Raw genomic sequence first — 17,615 nt, 5'->3', positions numbered from 1 at the left:
CTCGGCTGCCAACTTCGCCGATCTTTGCGCGCTCTTCTTTTTTTGCGCCTGCTTCCAGGATCTCACGATGCGCGTCTTTAATTTCTCCGCCGGCCCTGCGGCCATGCCCGAAGAAGTGCTGCGTCAAGCCGCCGACGAAATGCTCGATTGGCAAGGTAGCGGCATGAGCGTGATGGAAATGAGCCATCGCGGGAAAGAGTTCATGTCGATCCACGAGGAAGCGCTCGTCGATTTGCGCGACTTGCTCGACGTGCCGGCAAGCCATCGCATTCTGTTCCTGCAAGGCGGTGGTCTCGGCGAGAACGCAATCGTGCCGATGAATCTGATGGGCGCGAAGCCGCGCGCGGATTTCGTCGTGACGGGTTCGTGGTCGCAGAAGTCGTTCAAGGAAGCGCAGAAGTACGGTACCGTGCATCTGGCGGCGAGCGGTCAGACGGCTGACGGTTTCACGCGCGCACCCGCCCGCTCCGAATGGCAACTGTCGGACGACCCGGCTTACGTGCATCTGTGCACGAACGAGACGATCCATGGCGTCGAGACATTCGAGATTCCCGATCTCGGCGATATTCCGCTCGTGGCCGACGCCTCGTCGCACATCCTGTCGCGTCCCATGGACATCGCCAAATACGGCGTGCTGTTCGGTGGCGCGCAGAAGAACATCGGCATGGCCGGCGTGACGGTGGTGATCGTGCGCGAGGACATGCTGGATCGTGCGCAATCGATCTGCCCGTCGGCGTTCGAATGGAAGACCGTCGCCGAGAACAATTCGATGTACAACACGCCGCCCACTTATGCGATCTACATCGCCGGGCTGGTGTTCAAGTGGTTGAAGAAGCAGGGCGGCCTGACCGCGATCGAAGCGCGGAATGTCGAGAAGTCGAAACTGCTGTACGACGCGATCGACTCGAGCAGCTTCTATCTGAACAAGGTCGAACGTGGCTCGCGCTCGCGGATGAACGTACCGTTCTTCCTCGCGGACGAGTCGCGCAACGAGGATTTCCTGGCCGGCGCGAAAGCGCGGGGAATGGTGCAGCTGAAGGGCCACAAGTCCGTCGGCGGCATGCGGGCGTCGATTTATAACGCCGTCCCGCTCGAGGGCGTCAAAGCGCTTGTCGAATACATGAAGGAATTCGAACAGCGCAGCGCCTGAGCCACACTGGCTAGCAGGCGCGCGCATCCTTTCCAGCACGCATTTTTGCAGCAGCTACCGGCAGGGCCGTTTTCACGCATGGACGACGAACTCAATACCCGACTCAAACCGCTTCGCGAACGCATCGACGCGCTCGACGCGCAGCTGATCGCGCTTCTCAATCAGCGCGCCGCCGTGGCGCTCGAAGTGGGCGAGGTCAAGAAGCATTTCAACGCGCCGGTGTTCCGCCCCGAGCGCGAGCAGCAGGTGATCGCGCGCCTGCAGGACATGAGCGAGGGGCCGCTCGCGAGCGAGCATATCAGCGCGATCTGGCGCGAGATCATGGCCGCGAGCCGCGCGCTCGAGAAGACCATCAAGGCCGCGTATCTCGGCCCGGTCGGCACTTATAGCGAACAGGCGATGCATGAGTACTTCGGTCAGTCGATCGAAGGCCTGCCATGTCCGTCGATCGACGAAGTGTTTCGCTCGGTCGAAGCCGGCGCCGCGGAATTCGGAGTCGTGCCGGTCGAGAATTCGACCGAAGGCGCCGTGTCGCGCACGCTCGATCTGCTGCTGCAAACGCAACTCACGATCGGCGGCGAACTGGCTTTGCCGATTCACCACAATCTGTTGACGCTGAACGGCGGGCTCACGGGCGTGACGCGCGTGTGCGCGCATGCGCAGGCGCTCGCCCAGTGCCAGCGCTGGCTGTCGACCAACGCGCCGCATCTCGAACGCCAGGCGGTGTCGAGCAACGCGGAAGCGGCGCGCATGGCAGCGGAAGATCCGAGCGTGGCGGCGATCGCCGGCGATCGGGCGGCGACCCATTACGGCCTGCAAGTCGCGTATGCGTTGATTCAGGACGATCCGCACAACCGCACCCGCTTCGTGATGATCGGCAAGCAGCCCGCCGGTCCGAGCGGTTACGACCAGACTTCGCTGATCGTGTCGGTCGTCAACGAACCGGGCGCGATGGTCAAGCTGCTGGAGCCGCTGGCGCGTCACAGCGTGTCCATGACGCGCTTCGAATCGCGCCCGGCGCGCGTCGGTACGTGGGAGTACTACTTCTACATCGACGTCGAAGGCCATCGCGACGATCCGGCGGTCGCCGCCGCGCTCGCCGAACTCGGCGAGAAGGCCGCGTTCCTGAAGATTCTGGGCTCGTATCCGCGCGCCCGCTAATGATATTCACGCGGCGGCCCGCGGCATCGCGCAGCGGCCGTCGCGCATTCAATTACTCATCGTCGTTCGGAGATTTTCATGACAGCGCCTTTCGGTCCTTCCTACGTGCGCGCAATTGCGCCTTACACTGCAGGCAAACCGATTTCGGAAGTGGCCCGCGAGTTCGGTCTGGACGAAGCGACCATCGTGAAACTCGCATCGAACGAAAATCCGCTCGGCATGCCGGAGTCGGCGCAACGCGCCATGGCGCGGGCCGCGAGCGAACTGGGCCGTTACCCGGACGCAAATGCGTTCGAATTGAAGGCTGCGCTGAGCGAGCGTTACGGCGTGCCCGCCGATTGGGTCACGCTTGGTAACGGCAGCAACGACATCCTAGAAATCGCCGCGCACGCGTTCGTGGAAAAGGGGCAGTCGATCGTCTATGCGCAGTACTCGTTCGCGGTTTACGCGTTGGCCACGCAAGGCCTGGGTGCGCGTGCGATCGTCGTGCCGGCCGTCAAATACGGTCACGATCTCGACGCCATGCTCGCCGCCGTCACCGACGACACGCGCCTGATATTCGTCGCCAATCCGAACAACCCGACCGGCACGTTCATCGAAGGCCCGAAGCTCGAGGCGTTTCTCGACAAGGTGCCGCGCCACGTGGTCGTCGTGCTGGACGAGGCGTATACGGAATATCTGCCGGAAGAGAAGCGCTACGATGCGATTGCGTGGGTGCGCCGCTATCCGAATCTGCTGGTGTCGCGCACGTTTTCGAAGGCTTTCGGTCTCGCGGGTTTGCGCGTGGGTTTCGCGATCGCGCGACCTGAGCTGACCGATTTGCTGAATCGCGTGCGTCAGCCGTTCAACGTGAACACGCTCGCGCAAGCCGCGGCGATCGCCGCGCTGAACGATAAGGCGTTTCTGGAAAAGAGCGCCGCGCTGAACGCGCAGGGCTATCGCCGTCTGACCGAAGCGTTCGACAAGCTCAACCTGGAGTATGTACCGTCGCACGGCAACTTCGTGCTGGTGCGCGTCGGCAACGACGACGCGGCCGGCAACCGCGTCAACGTCGAATTGCTGAAACAAGGCGTGATCGTGCGTCCGGTCGGCAACTACGGTTTGCCGCAGTGGCTGCGCATCACGATCGGCCTGCCGGAAGAAAACGAAGCATTCATCGCGGCGCTCGAAAAGACGCTCGCCGCCGCGTAAGCGGTAACCTTGGACCCGCGCGCCTCGTCGGCATGAAAGGCGCGCTTTATTTGTGACCGACGTGGCCGCGTTTTCATTTAACAAGCTGGTAATTTTCGGTGTCGGCCTGATCGGCGGATCGCTCGCGCGTGCGTTGCGCGAACGTGGCGAGGCCGACGGCGCGCGCAAGGTGATCGGTGTGGGGCGTTCGTCCGCGTCGACTGAGCGTGCTCTGGAACTGGGTGTGATCGACGACACGGCCGCGCTAAACGACGACGCCGCGCTCAGTGAAGCGCTTCGTGGCGCCGACTTCGTGCTGCTGGCCGCGCCCGTCGCGCAGACGCAGCCGCTGCTCGAACGCATCGCGCCGTTCCTCGATGCCGCGACGATCGTCACCGACGCGGGCAGCACCAAGTCGGATGTGGTCGGCGCAGCGCGCGCAGCGCTCGGCGCGCGCATCGGCCAGTTCGTGCCGGGGCATCCGATTGCCGGCCGCGAAGCCAGCGGCGTGGAAGCAGCCTTGCCCGACCTGTATGTCGGCCGCAATGTGGTGTTGTGCCCGCTGCCTGAGAATGCGCCGGCAGACGTGGAGCGCGTCGCGGCGATGTGGCGCGCCACCGGCGCGCTCGTGCGCAACATGGCGCCCGAGCAGCACGACCGCGTGTTCGCGTCGGTCAGCCATTTGCCGCACGTGCTCTCGTTTGCGCTGGTCGAGCAGATTCTCAATTCGCCCGACGCCGCGCTGAAATTCTCGTTTGCCGCGGGCGGTTTCCGCGACTTCACGCGCATTGCCGCGTCGAGCCCGGAAATGTGGCGTGACGTGTGCGTCGCCAACCGCGTCGCGTTGCTCGACGAACTTGACGCCTACACGGCCGTGCTCGCGCGTCTGCGCGCGGCCATCGAAGCCGCCGACGGCGCCGCCCTCGAAGCCGTGTTCGCGCGCTCGCGCGTGGCGCGCACCGAATGGCAGGAACAGCGCGCGGCCGGCGTCGCGAATAGCGACGCGTCGAAATAACCGGAACTGGACTCAATCATGGAATTCCTCGATCTCGGACCGTTTTCCCGCGCGTCCGGCACGGTTCGTCTGCCTGGCTCGAAGAGCATTTCGAACCGGGTGTTGCTGCTCGCGGCGCTCGCCGAAGGCGAAACGACGATCACGAACCTGCTCGACTCCGACGACACCCGCGTGATGCTCGACGCGCTCGAAAAGCTCGGCGTGCGTCTGAAGCGCGACGGCGACACCTGCGTCGTGACCGGCACGCGCGGCGCGTTCACGGCGCGCACGGCTGATCTGTTTCTCGGCAACGCCGGCACGGCGGTGCGTCCGCTGACGGCGGCGCTGGCGGTCAACGGCGGCGACTACCGCATTCACGGCGTGCCGCGCATGCACGAGCGGCCGATCGGCGATCTGGTCGACGGACTGCGCCAGCTTGGCGCGAAGATCGACTACGAAGAGAACGAAGGCTATCCGCCGCTGCGGATTCGCTCCGGGCGGATCAACGCCGACGCGCCCATCACCGTGCGCGGCGACGTGTCGAGCCAGTTCCTAACCTCGCTGCTCATGACGCTGCCGCTTCTGCGCACCGAAAGCGGCGTGAGCACCGTGCAGGTGGATGGCGAGCTGATTTCGAAGCCGTATATCGAGATCACGATAAAGCTGATGGAGCGCTTCGGCATCAAGGTCGAGCGTCACGAATGGCATCGGTTCGTGGTGCCGGCGGGGCAGCGGTATCAGTCGCCGGGCACGATCATGGTGGAGGGCGATGCGTCGTCCGCTTCGTATTTCCTCGCGGCCGGCGCGCTCGGCGGCGGCCCGCTGAAAGTGGAGGGCGTCGGCCGAGCCAGCATCCAGGGCGACGTCGGCTTTGCCGATGCGCTCATCAAGATGGGCGCGAACCTGCAGATGGGCGACGACTGGATCGAAGTGCGCGGCGTCGGCCACGACAGCGGCAAGCTCGAACCGATCGACATGGACTGCAACCTGATTCCCGATGCCGCGATGACGATCGCCGTCGCGGCGCTGTTCGCGGACGGCGCGACCACGCTGCGCAATATCGCCAGCTGGCGCGTGAAGGAAACCGACCGGCTCGCCGCGATGGCGACGGAGCTGCGCAAGGTCGGCGCCAAGGTGCAGGAAGGCGAGGACTACCTCGTGATCGAACCACCTGAAAAGCTGACTCCGAACGCCGCTATCGACACTTACGACGATCATCGCATGGCCATGTGCTTCTCTCTGGTGAGCCTCGGCGGCGTGCCGGTGCGGATCAACGACCCGAAGTGCGTCGGCAAGACGTTTCCCGATTATTTCGAGCGCTTTACCGCGCTCGCCCAACCCTGATTCGATTTCGAATCGATTGACGTGCGACTTTTTCGATGAAACCGACCCGTCCCTTTCACCAGACGCCCGTCATTACGATCGACGGCCCGAGTGCCTCTGGCAAAGGCACCGTGGCCGCGCTGGTGGCCGCGAGCCTCGGCTTCCACTTGCTGGACAGCGGCGCGCTGTACCGTCTCGCCGCGCTCGCCAGCCTGCGCTACGACATCGCGGCCGACGACGCCGACGCCCTTGTAAAACTGATCGACGACCTGCACATCACCTTCCGCGAGGGACTGGCGCAGCTCGATGGCGTCGACGTTTCTGCTGAGATTCGTGCCGAGGAAGTCGGCGCCCGCGCTTCGGCGATTGCCGTGCACGCACCGGTGCGCACCGCACTGGTGGCGCGGCAGCGGGCTTTCCGTAAGGAACCGGGACTGGTCGCCGACGGCCGCGATATGGGCACGGTGATCTTCCAGGACGCCGTGCTGAAGGTGTTCATGACAGCCAGCGTGGAGGCCCGCGCGGCGCGCCGGCATAAGCAATTGATCCAAAAAGGATTTTCTGCTAATATAGATGACTTGCTCCGGGATTTGCGTGAGCGCGATGAGCGTGACAGTCAGCGCGCAGCTGCGCCACTCAAGCCCGCGGCGGATGCAAAGCTGCTTGATACCTCGGCATTGTCGGTCGACCAGGCGGTCGAGCAAGTGGTGCAGTGGTATGAAGCTTTAGTCCCACATGCCTGATGAAAGTACGCGTTGTGCTTCAGGCGTGGGCGCAGTAGAAGTCCGTTGTCAGTAGGTGCTTCGCGATCGTCGTGAAGCGTTGTGTTTAACCCTATAACCCCGCGTGGCATTCGCACTCTAGCCGAAATTGCTGACCGTCCGGCCAGCCGGGCACCGCGAGAACCATGCAAATTTTGATTTTTATGTCCGACCTGCAAACCTCTACCCCGAATACCGAATCTTTTGCGGCTCTGTTCGAAGAGTCGCTGACCAAGCAAGACATGCGCGCCGGCGAAGTGATCTCCGCCGAAGTCGTGCGTGTTGACCACAACTTCGTGGTCGTCAACGCTGGTCTCAAGTCCGAAGCCTACATCCCGCTCGAAGAGTTCCTGAACGACGCGGGCGAGGTAGAAGTGCAGGCGGGCGACTTCGTTTCCGTCGCGATCGACGCGCTGGAAAACGGCTATGGCGACACGATCCTGTCGCGCGACAAGGCTAAGCGCCTCGCTTCGTGGCTGTCGCTGGAAAAGGCACTCGACAACAACGAACTCGTGACCGGCACGATCACGGGCAAGGTCAAGGGCGGCATGACCGTCATGGTCAACGGCATCCGCGCGTTCCTGCCGGGTTCGCTGGTCGACACGCGTCCGGTCAAGGACACGACCCCGTACGAAGGCAAGACGCTGGAATTCCGCGTCATCAAGCTCGACCGCAAGCGTAACAACGTCGTGCTGTCGCGCCGTGCTGTGATCGAAGCGACCCAAGGCGAAGAGCGCGCAAAGCTGCTCGAAACGCTGAAGGAAGGCGCGATCGTGGAAGGCGTGGTGAAGAACATCACGGATTACGGCGCGTTCGTGGACCTCGGCGGTATCGACGGCCTGCTGCACATCACCGACATCGCATGGCGTCGTGTGCGTCACCCGAGCGAAGTGCTGTCGGTTGGCCAGGAAGTCACCGCGAAGATCCTCAAGTTCGATCAAGAGAAGAACCGCGTTTCGCTGGGTATCAAGCAACTGGGCGACGATCCGTGGGAAGGCATCTCGCGCCGTTACCCGTCGGGCACGCGCCTGTTCGGTAAGGTCACCAACATCACCGACTACGGCGCATTCGTCGAAGTCGAATCGGGCATCGAAGGCCTGGTTCACGTGTCGGAAATGGACTGGACGAACAAGAACGTTGCACCGTCGAAGGTTGTGCAACTGGGCGACGAAGTCGAAGTCATGGTTCTGGAAATCGACGAAGACCGCCGCCGTATCAGCCTCGGCATGAAGCAATGCAAGCCGAACCCGTGGGACGACTTCAGCCGCAACTTCAAGAAGGGCGACAAGCTGCAAGGCGCAATCAAGTCCATTACGGACTTCGGCGTCTTCATCGGTCTGCCGGGCGGCATCGACGGTCTGGTTCACCTGTCGGACCTGTCGTGGTCGGAAACGGGCGAAGAAGCAGTTCGCAAGTACAAGAAGGGCGACGAAGTGGAAGCGATCGTTCTCGGCATCGACGTCGAGAAGGAACGCATTTCGCTGGGCATCAAGCAGCTCGAAGGCGACCCGTTCAGCAACTTCGTTGCCATGAACGACAAGGGTTCGATCGTCGACGGCGTGGTCAAGACGGTGGACGCGAAGGGTGCAGTGGTTCAGCTGTCGACGGAAGTCGAAGGCTACCTGCGTGCTTCGGAAATCGCACAAGACCGCGTGGAAGATGCTCGCAACGTGCTGAAGGAAGGCGACAAGGTCAACGCGATGATCATCAACATCGATCGCAAGTCGCGTGGCATCAACCTGTCGATCAAGGCCAAGGATTCGGCTGAGCAACAGGAAGCGATTCGTGGCCTGGCTTCGTCGGACTCGAGCTCGGCTGCCACCGGCACGACGAACCTCGGCGCGCTGCTGAAGGCCAAGCTCGACGGCCAGAACCAGTAAGTCTGAGAGGTCTGCTGCAGTATGACCAAATCGGAATTGGTCGCCCAACTGGCTGCGCGATTTCCGCAACTTGTCCTTAAAGATGCGGATTTCGCGGTGAAGACGATGCTCGATGCGATGTCGGAGGCACTTGCCAACGGTCACCGCATCGAAATTCGCGGCTTCGGCAGCTTCGGCCTTAACCGCCGTCCCTCCCGCGTCGGGCGTAATCCGAAGTCGGGCGAGAAGGTGCTGGTACCTGAGAAGTACGTACCGCACTTCAAGCCGGGCAAGGAATTGCGTGAACGGGTAGATCGTCGCGCGGGTGAGCCGTTGAAGGCCGAAGAGCCGGATGACGATCTGTAAATGCTTCGCTGTGCCGTTTGCAGCGTGGCATCGGTAGCGTCAGCGGCCAAAGCCAGTCGGCAAAAGACCAGAAAAAGCGCCTTCGGGCGCTTTTTTTTCGCCTGTATGTTGGCGTTTTGCTCGGCGGCGTTTCGCCCCGGGCCGGCGCATGGCCGACAAGCGTGGCGCGCGAGCACGCCCGCAGCTCGTGTTTATGCGTAACGCGCAAGTGCAGCAACGCTTGCGCGGCGGCACACGTACCGCGAGCGCGCAAGCCGGCGTGGCAAACATGTATGGCGCGCGAACAGGCGGACAGACGCCCTCGCAGGTAAGCAAGACCCACCGCACGCCGCCACGATGATCCACATGCAAGCACCGCGCTGCCCGCAAGCACGCAAGCCAGCACGGCCCGCGAACACAGCCGCCGAGCACTAACCCACCGCCGCACCCGCTCACCTCCCGCCCAAACAAGCCAACCTCCCATAACCCCTCAATCCCCCACTTCCTGCCCAGCCGCGAGGGCTTCAATTACAATACGGGTCACTTCGGCGCGGGCAACACCGTGGCGCGACGCGTCATCAAGCCGGCGTCACCCCGCAACTGCCGTCAAGAGACCTATTCATGAAATTTATCGTCTGGCTGATCCGTGTGCTGGTGTTCGTGCTGCTGCTGGTGCTGGCGCTCGCCAATACACAACCTGCTACGCTGAATTTCCTCGCGGGCTACGCATGGTCGGCGCCGTTGATCCTGATCGGCCTCGCGTTCTTCGTGGTGGGGCTGCTGGCCGGGCTGGTATCGTCGATGCCGGCCATGCTGCGCTTGCGCATGGAAAATGGCCGGCTCAAGCGCGAGTTGCGGGTGGCGCGCGAAACCCCGGTCGTGGTCGAACAACCGCCTATGCCGCCGCTGATCTGAATGCCTTGCGCCGCGCGTTTTAAGCGCGGCTTTCCGTCTTCGCTTTTCCGCACATTTGCATTAATCGCATGGATCTAGACTTCTGGTGGCTGCTCGTCATACCCGTCGCGTTCGCGTTCGGTTGGATGGCCGCGCGCTACGACCTCAAGACGCTGCTGTCCGAAAGCGCCAACCTGCCACGCTCGTATTTTCGCGGCCTGAATTTCCTGCTCAACGAGCAGCCGGACCAGGCGATCGACGCGTTCATCGAAGTGGTCAAGCTCGATCCGGAAACAGTCGAGTTGCACTTCGCGCTGGGTAATCTGTTCCGGCGCCGCGGCGAAACGGATCGCGCAATTCGCGTGCACCAGAACCTGTTGAGCCGCGCCGATCTGCCTGTCAGCGAGCGCGATCACGCGCTTTACGAGTTGGGGCAAGACTTCCTGAAAGCGGGTCTGCTCGATCGCGCGGAAGAAACGTTCCGCTCGCTCGAAACCGGCGACTACGCGTTGGGCGCGCAGCGTGCGCTCCTCACCATCTACGAAATCGAGAAGGACTGGGTCAAGTCGATCGACACCGCCCGTCATCTGGAAACGATGGGCGCCGAGTCGCTCGACAAGGAAATCGCCCAATTCCACTGCGAACTCGCCCAGGAAGCGCTACAACAGAAGAAGCCGGACGAAGCCCGCCGGCAGCTCGGCTTCGCGCTGAAGGCGAACCCCACCAACGTGCGTGCCACGATCCTGTTCGGCGATGTCGACGCGGCCGGCGGCGCGCCGGAAGCGGCCATCGCCCAATGGCGCCGGGTGGAAGAGCAGAATCCGGCCTATCTGCCGCTGGTCGCGGAAAAGCTGATGACGGCCTACGAGGCGCTCGGCCGTCCGCAAGATGGCGCCGATCTGCTGACCACGTGGGTGGACCGCTATCCGACCAACGATCTGCTCGATGTCGCCTATCAGCACGTCGCATCGCTGCGCGGACCTGACGCCGCCCACGCGCTGGCGCGCTCGCAAATGCAGAAGTCGCCGAATCTGGCGGGCATGACGCGGCTGCTCGAGGCGCAGCAAGCCGTCGCGGAAGAACCGCGGCGCAGCGAACTCGAACTAATGCGTACGCTGATCCGTCAGCGCACCAAAAATCTGCCACGGTATACGTGCCAGAATTGCGGTTTCAGGGCGCGGCTTTTCTACTGGCAGTGCCCGGGTTGCAGCGGTTGGGAAACCTATGCGCCGCGCCGCGTCGAGCCGATCACCGCATCGAACTGATGCTCGCGCGGCAACGACGGCAACGCCGGTTTCCGGCGCGCGGTCGCGCCGCCGCCCGGCGTATGGCAACCGCCCCTGCGCGGGCGGATTTCGCAATGTGTTTCTGACCGGCTTCATCGCCGGGAATCCTCACCGGAACCCTCTACCGGAAAGCGTATGAAAATCACCATTATCGGCACGGGCTATGTGGGTCTTGTCACTGGCGCGTGTCTAGCCGAGATCGGTCACGACGTTTTCTGTCTCGACGTCGATCCGCGCAAGATCGAAATCCTCAACAGCGGCGGCGTGCCGATCCACGAGCCCGGTTTGCAGGAGATGATCGCCCGCACGCGCGCGGCACGCCGCATCACGTTTTCCACGGATGTCGAAGCCAGCGTCGCGCACGGCGACGTGCAGTTCATCGCCGTCGGCACGCCGCCGGACGAAGACGGCTCGGCCGATCTGCAATACGTGCTCGAAGCGGCCCGCAATATCGGCCGCACGATGAACGGCTTCAAGGTGATCGTCGACAAATCGACGGTGCCGGTCGGCACCGCGCAGCGCGTGCGTACGGTGGTCGAAGAGGAACTGGCTAAACGCGGGCTCGCCGCCAGCGCGCAGCATCGTTTCTCGGTGGTGTCCAACCCCGAGTTCCTGAAGGAAGGCGCGGCGGTCGACGACTTCATGCGCCCGGACCGCATCGTGATCGGCATCGACGAAGACGAACCCGGCATGCGCGCGCGTGAATTGATGAAGCGTCTGTACGCGCCGTTCAACCGCAATCACGAACGCACTTTGTACATGGACGTGCGCTCGGCCGAGTTCACGAAATACGCCGCCAATGCCATGCTCGCCACGCGCATCTCGTTCATGAACGAGATGTCGAATCTGGCCGACCGCGTCGGCGCGGATATCGAAGCGGTGCGCCGCGGCATCGGCTCGGATCCGCGGATCGGCTATCACTTCCTGTACGCCGGCTGCGGCTACGGCGGCTCGTGCTTCCCGAAGGACGTGCAGGCGCTGATCCGCACGGCGAGCGAGAGCGGCCACAATCTGCGCATCCTCGAAGCGGTCGAGGAAGTGAATCACAAGCAGAAAGACGTGCTGGTGCACAAGATCACAAGCAAGCTCGGCGACGATCTGAGCGGCCGCACGTTCGCCGTGTGGGGCCTCGCATTCAAGCCGAATACCGATGACATGCGCGAGGCGCCGAGCCGTCGCCTGATCTCGGAACTGCTGGCGCGCGGCGCCCAGGTGCGCGCGTACGATCCGGTCGCGGTGACCGAAGCGCGCCGCGTGTTCGCCATGGACCTGCACGACGCACCGGACCAGTTCGCGCGTCTCACTTTCACGGCCACGCAGGACGAAACGCTCACCGGCGCCGACGCCCTCGTGATCGTGACCGAATGGAAAGAATTCAAGAGCCCGGATTTCGTTCATCTGAAATCGGTGCTCAAGTCGCCGCTGATTTTCGACGGCCGCAACCTGTATGAACCGGACGCGATGACCGAACTCGGCATCGACTACCACTCGATTGGACGCCCTTATGCCCAACCCTCTGAACTTCCGGCCGTTGCCTGAGACTGCGCCGTGCGCCGTGCCGAGCACGCCCGCACCGCAGCTCACGGTAGTGCCGCGCGAACAGCTCGCCGCCGCGCGCGTGCTGGTGGTGGGCGACGTCATGCTCGATCGCTACTGGTTTGGAGACGTGAACCGCATTTCGCCGGAAGCGCCCGTGCCGGTCGTGCACGTGCAGCGTCAGGAAGACCGCCTCGGCGGCGCGGCGAACGTCGCGCGCAATGCGGTCGCGCTCGGCGCGCAAGCCGGCTTGCTGTGCGTGGTCGGCCATGACGAACCCGGCGAGCGCATCGTGCAACTGCTCGATGAAAGCGGCGTGAAGCCGCATCTCGAACGCGATCCGGCGCTGCTCACCACGATCAAGCTGCGTGTGCTGTCGCGCCAGCAACAGTTGCTGCGCGTCGATTTCGAGAACTCGCCGGCGCATGAGGTGCTGCTCGCGGGTCTCGCGCGGTTCGACGAACTGCTGCCCTTGCACGACGTGATTCTGATGTCCGACTACGCGAAAGGCGGCCTGACCCACGTCACGCAGATGATCGCGAAGGCGCACGTGGCGGGCAAGCCGGTGCTGGTCGATCCGAAGGGCGACGACTGGGAACGCTATCGCGGCGCCACGCTGATCACGCCGAACCGCGCCGAGTTGCGGGAAGTGGTCGGCCAGTGGAAATCGGAAGAAGATCTGATCGCGCGCGTGACGAAGCTGCGCGCCGATCTGCAGTTCAAGGCGCTGCTGCTCACGCGTTCGGAAGAGGGCATGACGCTGTTCTCGGATGACGGCATCCTGCACGCCTCGGCGGTTGCGCGCGAAGTGTATGATGTCTCGGGCGCGGGCGACACCGTGATCGCCACGCTCGCCGCCATGCTCGGCGCGGGTCTTACGCTGGTCGATGCGGTCGGGCTCGCGAATCGCGCGGCCGGCATCGTGGTCGGCAAACTCGGCACCGCCACCGTCGACTACGACGAACTTTTTCACTGATGCGGCCCGCCGGGTCCCTCGCTGTGCTTCTGTGAACGGCGTGCAAATGGGATCCGGGCGGCGTCGACTGAACCTGTCGATCGGAGCGAGCGCCACGCGCTGACTCCGATCCAATGCCAAGCTCACTACCGCAGGATCATCAATCATGACCCTCATCGTCACCGGCGCGGCCGGTTTTATCGGCAGCAATCTCGTGAAGGCGCTCAACGAGCGCGGTGAACAGCGCATCATCGCCGTGGACAATCTCACGCGCGCGGACAAGTTCAAGAACCTGGTCGACTGCGAGATCGACGATTACCTCGATAAGACCGAGTTCGTCGAACGCTTCAAGCGCGGCGACTTCGGCAAGGTGCGCGCGATTTTCCACGAAGGCGCCTGTTCGGACACGATGGAAACCGACGGCCGCTACATGATGGACAACAACTTCCGCTACAGCCGCGACGTGCTCGATGTCTGCCTCGCGCAGAACATCCAGTTCCTGTATGCGTCATCGGCGGCAACGTATGGCGGCTCGAGCCGTTTCGTCGAAGAGCGCGAAGTCGAACAGCCGCTGAACGTGTACGGCTATTCGAAGTTCCTGTTCGACCAGGTGATCCGCCGCGTGCTGCCCACGGCGAAGAGCCAGATTGCCGGCTTCCGTTACTTCAATGTCTACGGCCCGCGCGAAACGCATAAGGCGCGCATGGCGTCGGTGGCGTTTCACAACTTCAACCAGTTCCGCGCCGAGGGCAAAGTCAAGCTGTTCGGCGAATATAACGGCTATGCGGCGGGCGAGCAGACGCGCGATTTTGTCTCAGTGGAAGACGTGGTGAAGGTCAACCTGTTCTTCTTCGACAATCCGGACAAGTCGGGCATCTTCAACCTGGGCAGCGGCCGCGCGCAACCGTTCAATGACATCGCCAGCACGGTGGTCAATACGCTGCGCTCGCTGAACAACGAACCGGCGCTGTCGCTCGCGGATCAGGTGCAGCGCGGGCTGATCGAATACATTCCGTTCCCCGACGCGTTGCGCGGCAAGTATCAGTGCTTCACGCAGGCGGATCAGTCGAAACTGCGCGCGGCCGGCTACGACGCGCCGTTCCTGAGCGTGCAGGAAGGTGTCGACCGTTACGTGCGTTGGCTATTCGGCCAGGTGTAAATAATTCGGATCCCTCTTTAAACTGGAATCTCCCGGTTGGTGATGGTCGCCAACCGGTTGTACGAGGGAGATTCCATATGTTTCGAAAAATTCTGGTTACCGCGGCCATGCTCGCCGCTTTTGGCCACGCTTATGCGGCGGTCGACGTCAACACGGCTAATGAGGATGCGTTGCGCGGCATCAAGGGCATCGGTCCTGCCAAAGCGAAAGCCATTCTCGACGAGCGTGCAGCGCATGGTCCGTTCAAGGACCCGGCCGACCTCGGCAAGCGCGTCAAAGGCATGGGCGGGCATACCGTCGAGCGCCTGCAGGCGGAGGGTCTCGCTGTCGGTCCGGCTGGCGCGGCTGCTAACCCGCAGGCTGCGGCGGCTGCACAGACCAAAGGCGCGGCCGTTCCGGCCGCCCCGAAGAGCAACCCCACGGTGGCAGTGAAGAAATAGCCTGGCGCGGACTCCGCGCGTGGGTTTCGTGACCCGCGCGCGGAGCCTGCTCCTTCGTTTCCCCTTCATGGTCGGAGTTGGCAATAACGCTCCTTCAGCTGTCATGCGGATGACTGGCTCCCGCGGTACTCAGCCGCGGGCTTTTTGCGTTGCGGGCGCTCGCAGACGGGCGCCTGCATCCATGCGGGCAGAAGGGCCGCACGGCAGCGGCGGGCACGGTGGTTTAGAATCGAACGATTGAAGACTCCGCGCATCGACAGCTCCAGACCGATATGGCTTACAAAACGATTGAAGACACGATCGGCAATACGCCGCTCGTACAACTCGTCCGGCTTCCCGACGACGAGATCCGCAGCCGCAATAACGTGATTCTTGCGAAGCTCGAGGGTAACAACCCGGCGGGCTCGGTGAAAGATCGCCCGGCGTTGTCGATGATCAAGAAAGCGGAAGCGCGCGGGCGCATCAAACCGGGCGACACGCTGATCGAATCGACCAGCGGCAACACCGGCATCGCGCTCGCCATGGCGGCCGCGGTCCGTGGCTACAAGATGGTCTTGATCATGCCGGAAGATCTGTCGGTGGAACGACGTCAGAGCATGGCCGCGTACGGCGCGCAGATCGTGCTCACGCCGGTCACGGGCGGCATGGAGTACGCGCGCGATCTGGCCGAGCAGATGCAGCGCGAAGGCAAGGGCATCATCCTCGATCAGTTCGCCAACCCGGACAATCCGGCCTCGCACGTCGAAGGCACGGGTCCGGAAATCTGGCGTGATACGGAAGGGCGCATTACCCACTTCGTGTCGTCGATGGGCACGACGGGCACGATCATGGGCGTGTCCACTTATCTGAAAGAACAGAATCAGGCCATCGAGATCATCGGCGCGCAACCGGAAGAAGGTTCACGTATTCCAGGCATCCGCAAATGGCCCGAAGCCTATCTGCCGAAAATTTTCGATCGCAGCCGCGTGGACCGCGTCGAGAACGTGAGTCAGGCCGCTGCGGAAGCGATGGCGCGCCGCATGGCGTCGGTGGAAGGGATTTTTGCCGGCATCTCGTCGGGCGGTGCGTGTGAAGTCGCGCTGCGCGTCGCGCGGCAAGTCGAGAACGCGACGATCGTGTTCATCGTTTGCGATCGCGGTGATCGCTACCTGTCGACGGGTGTGTTTCCCGCGTAAGCGCGTCGCTCAAAGTCCTGCTCGCCAACGAAAAGCGCCGGTTCGAGACCGGCGCTTTTTTTCATCTCGTCGACCCGCCAGGCGCACCCGGCGACCGCATGGAAATTATTGCGATGCCGCAGCCGGTGGCGCCGCGTTATTGCCCGCGTTCGTCGCGTCGCCGGCTTCCATCTGCGCCTTCACCCGCTGACCCAATTGATACACCGCGAGCGCATAAAAGAAGCTGCGGTTATAGCGCGTCAATACATAGAAGTTCTTCAAGCCCAGCATGAACTCGGTTCCGCGTCCCGGTGAAGGCAGGTCCACCACGGTCACCGGCGTGCCGGCTTCCGACGCCACATCCACACCCGGTTCGTTCAGCAGCAAGCCCGCGCGCAGCAATTGATCGAGCGGCCAGTGCGGTTCCGGTTGACCGTCCGCGGCCGCTTGCGCGACGCCCAGGCTGCCGGCGTCCGAGCCGATCTTCCACACCACCGGTCGGCCGTTTTCCCAGCCGTTCTGACGCAGATAATTCGCCACGCTGCCGATCGCATCCGCCTGGCTCGTGCGCAGATCGATCTGCTTGTTGCCGTCGTAGCTCACCGCGTATTGCACGATGCTGCTCGGCAGGAACTGCGGAATGCCGATCGCGCCCGTATAGGAGCCGAGCACCGTGGTCGGATCGATCTGCGAGTCGCGCGTCCACACCAGGTAGTCTTCGAGGTTCTTGCGGAAGGTCGCCTGGCGATCCGCGCGATTGGCGGTGCTCGGATAGTCGAAGCTGAGCGTGGTCAGCGCATCGAGCACGCGGAAGTTGCCCATGAAGCGCCCATAGATCGTCTCGACGCCGATGATGCCGACGATCACTTCCGGCGGCACGCCGAACTCTTCATAGGCGCGTTGCAGCGTGGCCTGATTCGCGCGCCAGAAGCGCACGCCGGCATTGATGCGGACCTGGTCGAGGAAGCGCGATTGATACACGCGCCAGTTCTTGACCGACGGCGAGGGCGACGGCGTCACGAGCTTGACCGCGGTGGCCGAATAACTGACGCGGGCAAAGAGCGAGTGCAGCGAGGCTTCGTCGAAGTCGTAGCGCGCGACCATGTCGTTGATGAACGCATTGACGTCGGCATTGTTCGCGTAGCGCTGCGGGATGATCTCTTCTTCAAACGTTTGCCCTTGCGGCACGGCGGGTTGCGGCTGGCCTTGCGCGAGCAGCACCGGCGGTTTTTTGCCGGCGCTTTGCGCGCTCGCCGGACTGGTTGCCATGAACATGCACGATGCGACGGACAGTGCGGCGGCCATGGTTCTGATACGTAGCCGGTTTCGTGCAGACAGAGCAAGCTTGACGGTCATAGTGAGCTAAAGGCGCGTGGCGCAGGAGACAAGGGAAAGACGGGGAAAAACCGATCGGGGCAGTATACCCGA

Annotated in this window: 16 protein-coding genes; 15 read left to right on the top strand and 1 reads right to left on the bottom strand. The window is 63.1% G+C overall.

Features of this window, described 5'->3' with window-relative positions:
• Positions 1-67: 67 nt before the first annotated feature.
• The 15 genes from serC to cysM all read left to right on the top strand — a co-directional run bounded on the left by serC (position 68) and on the right by cysM (position 16,208).
• Entirely contained in the window at positions 68-1,150 is a 1,083-nt protein-coding gene (gene serC / locus B0G80_RS11210; RefSeq protein WP_116119628.1) for a 3-phosphoserine/phosphohydroxythreonine transaminase, read from the top strand.
• Between the two features lie 78 nt (positions 1,151-1,228).
• A complete protein-coding gene (gene pheA / locus B0G80_RS11205; RefSeq protein WP_106283266.1) occupies positions 1,229-2,311 on the top strand; it encodes a prephenate dehydratase in 1,083 nt (360 codons plus the stop codon).
• Between the two features lie 78 nt (positions 2,312-2,389).
• Complete coding sequence (gene hisC / locus B0G80_RS11200) at positions 2,390-3,502, top strand: histidinol-phosphate transaminase (protein ID WP_116118030.1); 1,113 nt, start codon at positions 2,390-2,392, stop codon at positions 3,500-3,502.
• A gap of 52 nt (positions 3,503-3,554) precedes the next feature.
• Complete coding sequence (locus tag B0G80_RS46810) at positions 3,555-4,496, top strand: prephenate dehydrogenase/arogenate dehydrogenase family protein (RefSeq protein WP_258878879.1); 942 nt, start codon at positions 3,555-3,557, stop codon at positions 4,494-4,496.
• An 18-nt stretch (positions 4,497-4,514) separates the two neighbouring features.
• Positions 4,515-5,819 carry a 3-phosphoshikimate 1-carboxyvinyltransferase gene (aroA, locus tag B0G80_RS46805; RefSeq protein WP_258878878.1) on the top strand — a complete coding sequence of 435 codons (1,305 nt, stop codon included), beginning with the start codon at positions 4,515-4,517 and terminating at the stop codon, positions 5,817-5,819.
• Between the two features lie 35 nt (positions 5,820-5,854).
• Entirely contained in the window at positions 5,855-6,541 is a 687-nt protein-coding gene (gene cmk / locus B0G80_RS11190; protein WP_116118029.1) for a (d)CMP kinase, read from the top strand.
• A gap of 164 nt (positions 6,542-6,705) precedes the next feature.
• Positions 6,706-8,439 (top strand): 30S ribosomal protein S1, encoded by a 1,734-nt coding sequence (rpsA, locus tag B0G80_RS11185; RefSeq protein ID WP_106283263.1) that lies wholly within the window; start codon positions 6,706-6,708, stop codon positions 8,437-8,439.
• 21 nt (positions 8,440-8,460) lie between these two features.
• Positions 8,461-8,784, top strand: a complete 324-nt coding sequence (locus B0G80_RS11180) for an integration host factor subunit beta (protein WP_012433973.1) — start codon at positions 8,461-8,463, stop codon at positions 8,782-8,784.
• 600 nt (positions 8,785-9,384) lie between these two features.
• Positions 9,385-9,678, top strand: a complete 294-nt coding sequence (locus tag B0G80_RS11170) for a lipopolysaccharide assembly LapA domain-containing protein (RefSeq protein ID WP_012433972.1) — start codon at positions 9,385-9,387, stop codon at positions 9,676-9,678.
• Positions 9,679-9,746: 68 nt separating this feature from the next.
• Complete coding sequence (gene lapB, locus B0G80_RS11165; protein WP_116118027.1) at positions 9,747-10,922, top strand: lipopolysaccharide assembly protein LapB; 1,176 nt, start codon at positions 9,747-9,749, stop codon at positions 10,920-10,922.
• A 156-nt stretch (positions 10,923-11,078) separates the two neighbouring features.
• Complete coding sequence (locus B0G80_RS11160) at positions 11,079-12,482, top strand: UDP-glucose/GDP-mannose dehydrogenase family protein (protein WP_106283261.1); 1,404 nt, start codon at positions 11,079-11,081, stop codon at positions 12,480-12,482.
• Positions 12,448-13,455, top strand: coding sequence for a D-glycero-beta-D-manno-heptose-7-phosphate kinase (rfaE1, locus tag B0G80_RS11155; protein ID WP_116118026.1), 1,008 nt, complete (start codon positions 12,448-12,450; stop codon positions 13,453-13,455). Before B0G80_RS11160 ends, rfaE1 begins: the two co-directional genes overlap by 35 nt.
• A gap of 145 nt (positions 13,456-13,600) precedes the next feature.
• Positions 13,601-14,593 carry an ADP-glyceromanno-heptose 6-epimerase gene (rfaD, locus tag B0G80_RS11150; RefSeq protein WP_106283259.1) on the top strand — a complete coding sequence of 331 codons (993 nt, stop codon included), beginning with the start codon at positions 13,601-13,603 and terminating at the stop codon, positions 14,591-14,593.
• A gap of 77 nt (positions 14,594-14,670) precedes the next feature.
• Entirely contained in the window at positions 14,671-15,033 is a 363-nt protein-coding gene (locus tag B0G80_RS11145) for a helix-hairpin-helix domain-containing protein (RefSeq protein WP_116118025.1), read from the top strand.
• Between the two features lie 272 nt (positions 15,034-15,305).
• Positions 15,306-16,208, top strand: a complete 903-nt coding sequence (cysM, locus tag B0G80_RS11140; RefSeq protein WP_106283257.1) for a cysteine synthase CysM — start codon at positions 15,306-15,308, stop codon at positions 16,206-16,208.
• Positions 16,209-16,313: 105 nt separating this feature from the next.
• Here the strand turns inward: cysM and mltB are convergent, their stop codons facing one another.
• Positions 16,314-17,492 carry a lytic murein transglycosylase B gene (mltB, locus tag B0G80_RS11135; protein ID WP_408967700.1) on the bottom strand — a complete coding sequence of 393 codons (1,179 nt, stop codon included), beginning with the start codon at positions 17,490-17,492 and terminating at the stop codon, positions 16,314-16,316.
• Positions 17,493-17,615 lie beyond the last annotated feature (123 nt).

The organism is Paraburkholderia sp. BL6669N2, assembly GCF_003387275.1.
GTDB lineage: Bacteria > Pseudomonadota > Gammaproteobacteria > Burkholderiales > Burkholderiaceae > Paraburkholderia.
This window is presented reverse-complemented; position numbering and strand designations above follow the sequence as displayed.

What these genes read in the sequence shown, in the direction of transcription:
- serC (WP_116119628.1), top strand. Translation starts at nt 68, where the DNA reads ATGCGCGTCTTTAATTTCTCCGCCGGCCCTGCGGCCATGCCCGAAGAA.
- pheA (WP_106283266.1), top strand. Translation starts at nt 1,229, where the DNA reads ATGGACGACGAACTCAATACCCGACTCAAACCGCTTCGCGAACGCATC.
- hisC (WP_116118030.1), top strand. Translation starts at nt 2,390, where the DNA reads ATGACAGCGCCTTTCGGTCCTTCCTACGTGCGCGCAATTGCGCCTTAC.
- aroA (WP_258878878.1), top strand. Translation starts at nt 4,515, where the DNA reads ATGGAATTCCTCGATCTCGGACCGTTTTCCCGCGCGTCCGGCACGGTT.
- cmk (WP_116118029.1), top strand. Translation starts at nt 5,855, where the DNA reads ATGAAACCGACCCGTCCCTTTCACCAGACGCCCGTCATTACGATCGAC.
- rpsA (WP_106283263.1), top strand. Translation starts at nt 6,706, where the DNA reads ATGCAAATTTTGATTTTTATGTCCGACCTGCAAACCTCTACCCCGAAT.
- B0G80_RS11180 (WP_012433973.1), top strand. Translation starts at nt 8,461, where the DNA reads ATGACCAAATCGGAATTGGTCGCCCAACTGGCTGCGCGATTTCCGCAA.
- B0G80_RS11170 (WP_012433972.1), top strand. Translation starts at nt 9,385, where the DNA reads ATGAAATTTATCGTCTGGCTGATCCGTGTGCTGGTGTTCGTGCTGCTG.
- lapB (WP_116118027.1), top strand. Translation starts at nt 9,747, where the DNA reads ATGGATCTAGACTTCTGGTGGCTGCTCGTCATACCCGTCGCGTTCGCG.
- B0G80_RS11160 (WP_106283261.1), top strand. Translation starts at nt 11,079, where the DNA reads ATGAAAATCACCATTATCGGCACGGGCTATGTGGGTCTTGTCACTGGC.
- rfaE1 (WP_116118026.1), top strand. Translation starts at nt 12,448, where the DNA reads ATGCCCAACCCTCTGAACTTCCGGCCGTTGCCTGAGACTGCGCCGTGC.
- rfaD (WP_106283259.1), top strand. Translation starts at nt 13,601, where the DNA reads ATGACCCTCATCGTCACCGGCGCGGCCGGTTTTATCGGCAGCAATCTC.
- B0G80_RS11145 (WP_116118025.1), top strand. Translation starts at nt 14,671, where the DNA reads ATGTTTCGAAAAATTCTGGTTACCGCGGCCATGCTCGCCGCTTTTGGC.
- cysM (WP_106283257.1), top strand. Translation starts at nt 15,306, where the DNA reads ATGGCTTACAAAACGATTGAAGACACGATCGGCAATACGCCGCTCGTA.
- mltB (WP_408967700.1), bottom strand. Translation starts at nt 17,492, where the DNA reads ATGGCCGCCGCACTGTCCGTCGCATCGTGCATGTTCATGGCAACCAGT.